Source organism: Microcoleus sp. LEGE 07076 (assembly GCF_015207455.1).
Taxonomy (GTDB): domain Bacteria; phylum Cyanobacteriota; class Cyanobacteriia; order Cyanobacteriales; family Microcoleaceae; genus Microcoleus.
The window spans coordinates 44,368-51,005 of the sequence record NZ_JADEWV010000016.1 but is presented as its reverse complement, the minus strand read 5'-3'; the positions used below and the strand labels follow the sequence as shown (position 1 = coordinate 51,005).

Here is a 6,638-nt window from a genome sequence, read left to right as displayed (position 1 = left end):
CCATCGCCCGATCGCAACTAAAATTTTAAATTTCGGGAATTAAAAAATCAAAGCCTTGTTATGTAAGCGTTGCGCTCAAAATATAGATAGAAATTTAAGTCTGTTGAGTCCATATTTCAGCGCGCCCAAATCAGAAAATCTGAAGCCAGACAATAGAAAATTTAATCGCAGAGCGACCAACACTTGATGACAAACTACATTTAAGGCTACTTTTGAAAAGACTTAAGTTATTGGAAAAACTCTTATTTTTATGACAAACAGCGGGAATCAAGGCATAGAGCGAGATCCTCATCGGTTGTTGGTGACGGGCGGAGCTGGATTTATCGGCTCGAATTTTGTGCATCACTGGTGCAGCAGCTATCCGGGCGATCGAGTCATCGTACTCGACGCTTTAACCTACGCCGGCAACAGAGAAACCCTAGCAACCTTAGAAGGAGGAGAAAATTTTCGGTTTGTGCAGGGAGATATTTGCGATCGAGCCCTAGTCGATAGCTTGCTCAAACAAGAAAACATCAACACAGTCGCCCACTTTGCTGCCGAATCCCACGTTGACAGGTCAATTATCGGGCCTGCTGCCTTCGTTCAAACCAACGTCGTCGGAACCTTCACACTCCTCGAAGCCTTCCGCAAGCACTTTGAAGCAACAGACAACTCCTCCCTCAGATCACAAATGCGCTTCCTCCACGTTTCCACCGACGAAGTTTACGGCAGTCTCGGCCCCGACGACCCAGCATTTACCGAAACCACCGCCTACTCCCCCAACAGTCCCTACTCAGCCTCCAAAGCCGGCAGCGACCACCTCGCCCGCGCCTATTTCCACACCTACGGCGTCCCCACAATTATCACCAACTGTTCAAACAATTACGGCCCCTATCACTTCCCCGAAAAGCTGATTCCATTAATGTGCATCAATATGCTACTCGGCAAACCCCTGCCAATATACGGCGACGGTCAAAACGTCCGAGATTGGCTTTACGTCCTCGACCACTGCCGCGCATTAGACGCCGTTATCCACCGCGGCCAACCAGGAGAAACCTACAATGTTGGCGGCAACAACGAGGTACAAAATCTCGATTTAGTCAAAATGCTCTGCCAGCTAATGGACGAACTAGCCGAAGATTTGCCCGCACGTCCTTGCGAACAACTGATCTCATTTGTCAAAGACAGAGCCGGGCACGATCGGCGTTACGCTATTGATGCCAGCAAAATTAAAACAGAGTTAGGTTGGACTCCCTCAGTCACAGTCGAAGAAGGTTTGAGGCAGACCGTAGAATGGTACTTAGCCCATCGCGAGTGGTGGGAGCCCCTGCTTTCCGACGAATATCAAACCTACTACCGAAAAGTTTACGCTCGTCAGTAACTGGTAATTGCCAATTCCCATCCGGTGCCCGCTGCTTACCCTACAAATTCTTCTGATTTAATTAGGTAGAAGCAAATATCATATACATTGATTATTGTCAATGTTTGTGAATATTTAGTTAACAGTCATCCCAAACGCATAAATTCAAGTGTTTGTGGCCGATAATTTCTATAGAGTTACCGATCGAGCATTTTAGAAGCTTTTAGTAAACAACAAAAAAGCAGCAATGACCGAAATCAACTGGCTCAAACACATCCAAGAACCTAAATACTGGGTGTTAGGCATAGCCTCCGGCTTGATCGCCCTACACCTTACTCTGACTTCCCGAACAAACGACAGTGACCTGTTCGGTACAATGTTATTGTTTTGGGGAGTCGTAGCATTGCTCATTTGGGAAAAACACGAATCCTTAACTTTTGAAAGCGGAGTTTTCGCCAGCTTCCTTGGGACATCCTTAATTGCTTTAATATTGATCAAAAGTTCGTCAATATCGGGATACGACTTTTTTATCAGAGCAACGCCTTTTTTGTCAGGAATCAGTCTAGCATTGCTGGCTTCGGGAACAAAAGGACTCAAACAATATTGGCAGGAACTTCTAATTCTTGGCTATACAGCTATTCCTCCAGGGTTGATAGGAGTATTTGTTGACGTAGCCCAAATCACAGCAAAATTTTCCGCTTTCCTCCTGCACTATCTAGGATTTGAAGTTGTGCGAAAAGGAGTTTTTCTCATCCTAGAAAAAGGCAGCGTCGAAGTGTATCACGGCTGTTCGGGCGTGAATGCGATTCTACAATTGTTAGGACTAGCCCTAGTTTTCTTGCTGATGTTTCCGACAACGGCGGGGCAGAAAATTGTTGTACCAATCGTGGCAATACTTATTGCATTTGTCGTGAATGCAGCGCGAGTTGCTCTCATGGCAGTGCTGGTATCCCTATCTCAACCAGAAGCATTTAAATACTGGCACGAAGGCAATGGTTCTGTAGTCTTTTCGATGATTGCTGTATTGATTTTCGGCCTTTTCTGCTGGTTTGCAATCTTGCAATCGGAACCGCAAAATAAGAAAAAACAAAATTGCTAATGGCTATTACCTATTGGAAACCAGTTAGGAATTCACTCTTGGCTGTTACTTTTGCAGGGGTGTTGTTAGTCGCAGGAAAAGTGTTTTTTTATCCAGCGACTAGCAATTATTCTGCAACTCAGTTTGAGTTGTCCGAGTCGGTACCTCTAGCAGATTGGAAACTAATCAAGAGCGCGCCGCTAGAAATTATTGATACTTCAGAAATCAAAGCGGCCAGGAAATATCAATATCAAAAAAATAGAATTCCTCTAGAAATAGAGATGCGCTATGCGGTAAATACCATTGGGGATGTGGAAGGTATGATGAAGGGACATACTATTCTCAAGTCGTCTCCTGGTAGACTAGCATTAGCAAGCACTCAAACAGCGGGGTTTCACGGAATTTTGCAACAGCAAAATCGACTGTATTTGAGTTCCTGTATCAATCCTCGCGGCGGTGCTACAGTCACTTCCGAACAGTTTAGATACAATCGAAATACTCGCGATTGGCAGCCGAACCGCATTCTGTTTTGGCTGTTGGGTAGGGGAAATATTCAAGACAGGCGATGTTTGTGGACTCAGATGTCTGTGCCTTTGGATAAAACAACTGCAGAAGATGCCCAAAAAATTCTAGAGAATGCTTGGGTTTCTTGGTATAAGTGGTGGCAGCCACGATTTCCCGAACCTTGAGGGGAATCAGTCGATTTGAGATTGGGGCATTTAAGATTTGAGATTTACTCCAGAGATGAATTTGGAAGGTTGAAGTCTCAGTCTCAAATTTTTGAATCTCCAGGACAAGTATCGGGGGGTTGTAAGCTGTCGCACAAATAAACATTGTATGTTCAGGGTGATGCTCGCGTGCCCACCCCACAAGACTTTTATAGTTTCTTGACATATAATTTATATGCCGCCACAGCTTATCCGTTTTAGGGCGGGGTAAAGAGAGATTTTTCTTAACAACAATTGTGACTTTATGAATGACGTACAAGGCGAACAAGGTTTTTCTATCTACAGACTGCGCTGGATTGGCTACGGTTTATTAATTCTGTCGTTATTAGATACGATCGCAGTTTTGATACCAGCAAATTTTGGCAACCGCGTCTGGGAATTGCAGACGATTGGGGCTGTAGTGGAACGAGTGCCAGTTCCTCTGTTGGCAATGGCGCTGATATTTTTTGGAGAAGGATACGATCGCACAGGTTTGGAAGACGTTTTTTTGAAGGTTTTGTCTTGGGTTTGTCTGCTGCTGGCGCTGATTTTTCTGTTGATGCTGCCTTTGGGAATTTTTGGCACTATCTACGTCAACAATCAAAACAACAAGCAAATTACTACTCAAGCAAACCAACAATTAGCTCAGTTGCAGCAAGTGGAAGAACGGCTGAATAAGGGTAGTCCTGAAGATTTAAGGAATTTGGCGGGGGAACTTACCCGTTTGGGGGTACAAGCAGATACGCAAAACCCGCAGGAATTGAAAAACCAAATTCTTTCGAGAATTACTCCGGCTAAGGAACGGTTGCAGACGCAAAGCGCTGCGGTTCAGTCAAATCAGCGCACGGGGTTATTTAAAAATGCTGTGAAGTGGCTGCTGGGCGCGCTGATTTCTAGTGTTTTGTTTTTTACAATCTGGCGGGGTACTGACTGGGCTCGGTAGTAGTTTTGAGTTTTGAGTTAGATATAAGGTGCGCCGACGCGCACCTTACGAACTTATAAATGCAACAGAATCCACACATTGCAACCTCTATTATTTAAGAGTCTGCACTTCAGGATATGCCAAAATTTTCGCGTCAGCCGTCAGCACCGGACACCGATGTATTTTCGCTGTTGCTACAATAAGTTGGTCAGCAGGATCGGGGTGAAAACCCGTGAGTTTGGTTGACTGAATAATAATAGGAATTGTGAGTTCGAGTTGCTGCACTCCCGGATAAGCTAAAGCTGCTGCTAACCACTCATCAACTGCTAGGGACAGAGTTAGTCTTCCCAGCTCTACCAATTTAGCGACTTCCCAACAAGAAATTATGCTAACTCCTAAACCTTGAGACTGATATTGTTGTATCCTGTCCTGGTGTTTTTGAGTCAGTCGCGCATTTTTGTCAACCCACCACACCCATATAGAACCCATTTGACATCTTTTACGTTGTTGTGATAACGTGACCGCAAAAGCATTATCCAGCAGCAGCCATGCCTTATTGTAGCAGTCTAACGGATTCAGAATGGGAAATAATTGAACCCATACTACATGACATATTGCCCAGGAAGAAGTTAACTAGACCTTGTAACTGGACAAAAAGAGAAATCTTAGATGGAATTTTCTATCAACTAAAGAATGGCTGCAATTGGCAAGACCTACCCAAAGACTTGCCGCCCTATTCCACTGTGTATTGGCATTACAAACAGTGGCGAACACATGGAGTGATCAAAGAGCTGATGAGAGTGCTACATGAACAAGTGCGTGAGCAGGTAAAAAAAAAGCCAAATGGACTACATTAATGATGATAGACTCACAAGCCGTAAAAAATACCTGTAACGCTAGTATTGAGTCGAAAGGGTTTTGTTTCTACAAATCTACAAATGGTATTAAAAGACACCTAGCGGTTGATACGCTTGGGTTTCCGTTCTTTACACACGGAACTAAAGCTAGTGTATCAGATGATGCTGGCTTGATTGAAATGTTGACTCTAAATATAGATTATTTTAAGTCTAAACCTCTAAATATTCCCCAAATTACGATACTACTAGACAATGGCTATCATCCCGAACATCTCACAAAAGAGTTAGAAAAAATTTATCCAGAGATTATGACAAAAATCAAGTTTGAACTTTCAGAAAAACCATCAAAGGCCGAAAAAAAAGCTCAAGGCAAATCAGGATTTGTCCCGGTTAAGGCAAGGTGGGTCATTGAACGGTCAAATGCTTGGATGGAAAGATGTAAAATTTTGGTGAAGAACTTTGAGAGAAGTTTGGCAGCGGCGATTGCCAAGATCAACCTTTGTTTTATTAGGCTGATGATTAGAAGGCTTGCACCCTCTTCTTAGATGTCAAATGGGTTCTATATGAGTATCCAGTACAATCATTGCAGCACTTCCCAATCTTCTGAGGGTGCAGCAGGTTCAAAGGGCTCATCATAGCGCTTGACAGTACCGTGTAGAGGATACAAAAAACATTTTTTTATAGTTTCGTTAACCAAATTGAGATAATCAACCAATTCTTGATATTGATTTAGTTCTGTTTCTTGTTCAGAAGTGAGAGCTGATTCTGTTTTTTGAGCGGTTAAGGTTTCTATTCGCTCCTGTATTTTGGTGGAAATGCGAAATACTAGGAGTCCTTTTACTAGCTCAATACGGATAGAACCCTCGCTCGGTAAGCTGTTGGGTAAACGCTGCAGATTGAGGAGCAAATTAGTTGTTATAGTAGCTTGGTTTAATGTTATGGGAAGGTGCACGATGCGCCCCTACAAAGTTAAGAATTTAGGTGCTGAGCGATCGTATTTTCGAGTTTTTCAGCAATCCCTTCAATCCAGTTTTCGTCTTGTTTTGTATAGCTGCGGGGCGCGTTGGCACCTAAGATTAAAACGCCTTGGGTTCCGATCGGCTGACAGATGACTCCTTGGGTATTTTCGGGCAAGTAGTCAAATTCGATTTTGCCTGGATAAATATCGAGCTTTACTAAATAAATTGGTTTGTGTTTGTCGATCGCTCGCTGCAATATCGGCCCTGGTTTGACTTCTGGATTATTGCCTAAAATGCCGCGCCGCAATAAAACTTTTCCTCGATACACAATGACGATCGACCTTGTGGCGGTATTTGTCAACAGCAAGCGCGACGCCCAAGCTAATTCTATTTTCACTGCATCCGGCAAATCCGGCGCAAACTCAAAGCCTTCTGAGCCGGTAAGCTGTACGGAATCGGGCGATCGCGCTTGCACCTGCTGCCACAGCAAACCTGTTAAAATCAGCAGGGCGCTGATAATTACTCCCAAAGCATCCGATCGAGCTTGAGAGTCTGTAATTTGCTCTGTCAGCAAGCGGTTAACCATCAGCAGCGTACCTGCTAACCCTCCTGCAACTAAAGGCAATTGCCGCAAAACTTTATTTGGATCGGATTTAGTCATTTGTTATTTTGTCATTTGTTATTTGTTATTTGTTATTTGTTATTTGTTATTGTTGACTGTTGACTGTTGACTGTTAACTAATAACTACTGCTTTCGGGTCAACTGCCAACCGCCA

General features: G+C 43.7%; 9 protein-coding genes. 6 read left to right on the top strand and 3 right to left on the bottom strand.

The features are described 5' to 3' along the window. Positions 1–250 precede the first annotated feature (250 nt). The 4 genes from rfbB to IQ270_RS04640 all read left to right on the top strand — a co-directional run bounded on the left by rfbB (position 251) and on the right by IQ270_RS04640 (position 4,067). Entirely contained in the window at positions 251–1,360 is a 1,110-nt protein-coding gene (rfbB, locus tag IQ270_RS04655) for a dTDP-glucose 4,6-dehydratase (RefSeq protein WP_193972084.1), read from the top strand. A gap of 226 nt (positions 1,361–1,586) precedes the next feature. Continuing rightward, positions 1,587–2,438 carry a cyanoexosortase A gene (crtA, locus tag IQ270_RS04650; protein ID WP_193972083.1) on the top strand — a complete coding sequence of 284 codons (852 nt, stop codon included), beginning with the start codon at positions 1,587–1,589 and terminating at the stop codon, positions 2,436–2,438. After that, complete coding sequence (locus tag IQ270_RS04645) at positions 2,438–3,106, top strand: cyanoexosortase A system-associated protein (RefSeq protein ID WP_193972082.1); 669 nt, start codon at positions 2,438–2,440, stop codon at positions 3,104–3,106. Before crtA ends, IQ270_RS04645 begins: the two co-directional genes overlap by 1 nt. A gap of 283 nt (positions 3,107–3,389) precedes the next feature. Further along, positions 3,390–4,067, top strand: a complete 678-nt coding sequence (locus IQ270_RS04640) for an HpsJ family protein (RefSeq protein WP_193972081.1) — start codon at positions 3,390–3,392, stop codon at positions 4,065–4,067. Positions 4,068–4,157: 90 nt separating this feature from the next. On the opposite strand, the gene IQ270_RS04635 is transcribed toward IQ270_RS04640, so the two are convergent. Continuing rightward, complete coding sequence (locus tag IQ270_RS04635; RefSeq protein WP_193972080.1) at positions 4,158–4,535, bottom strand: type II toxin-antitoxin system VapC family toxin; 378 nt, start codon at positions 4,533–4,535, stop codon at positions 4,158–4,160. Positions 4,536–4,594: 59 nt separating this feature from the next. On the opposite strand from IQ270_RS04635, the gene IQ270_RS32215 reads away from it, so the two are divergent. Continuing rightward, positions 4,595–4,903: a transposase gene (locus tag IQ270_RS32215; protein ID WP_193972079.1), complete on the top strand. Its 309-nt coding sequence runs from the start codon at positions 4,595–4,597 to the stop codon at positions 4,901–4,903. Next, positions 4,903–5,448 carry a transposase gene (locus IQ270_RS04625; RefSeq protein ID WP_228056075.1) on the top strand — a complete coding sequence of 182 codons (546 nt, stop codon included), beginning with the start codon at positions 4,903–4,905 and terminating at the stop codon, positions 5,446–5,448. The genes IQ270_RS32215 and IQ270_RS04625 overlap by 1 nt, the downstream gene beginning before the upstream one ends. A gap of 35 nt (positions 5,449–5,483) precedes the next feature. Here the strand turns inward: IQ270_RS04625 and IQ270_RS04620 are convergent, their stop codons facing one another. Both IQ270_RS04620 and IQ270_RS04615 read right to left on the bottom strand, forming a co-directional pair. Further along, complete coding sequence (locus IQ270_RS04620) at positions 5,484–5,810, bottom strand: hypothetical protein (RefSeq protein ID WP_193972078.1); 327 nt, start codon at positions 5,808–5,810, stop codon at positions 5,484–5,486. Positions 5,811–5,872: 62 nt separating this feature from the next. Next, positions 5,873–6,523: a cofactor assembly of complex C subunit B gene (locus IQ270_RS04615; RefSeq protein ID WP_193972077.1), complete on the bottom strand. Its 651-nt coding sequence runs from the start codon at positions 6,521–6,523 to the stop codon at positions 5,873–5,875. Between the last annotated feature and the right edge of the window lie 115 nt (positions 6,524–6,638).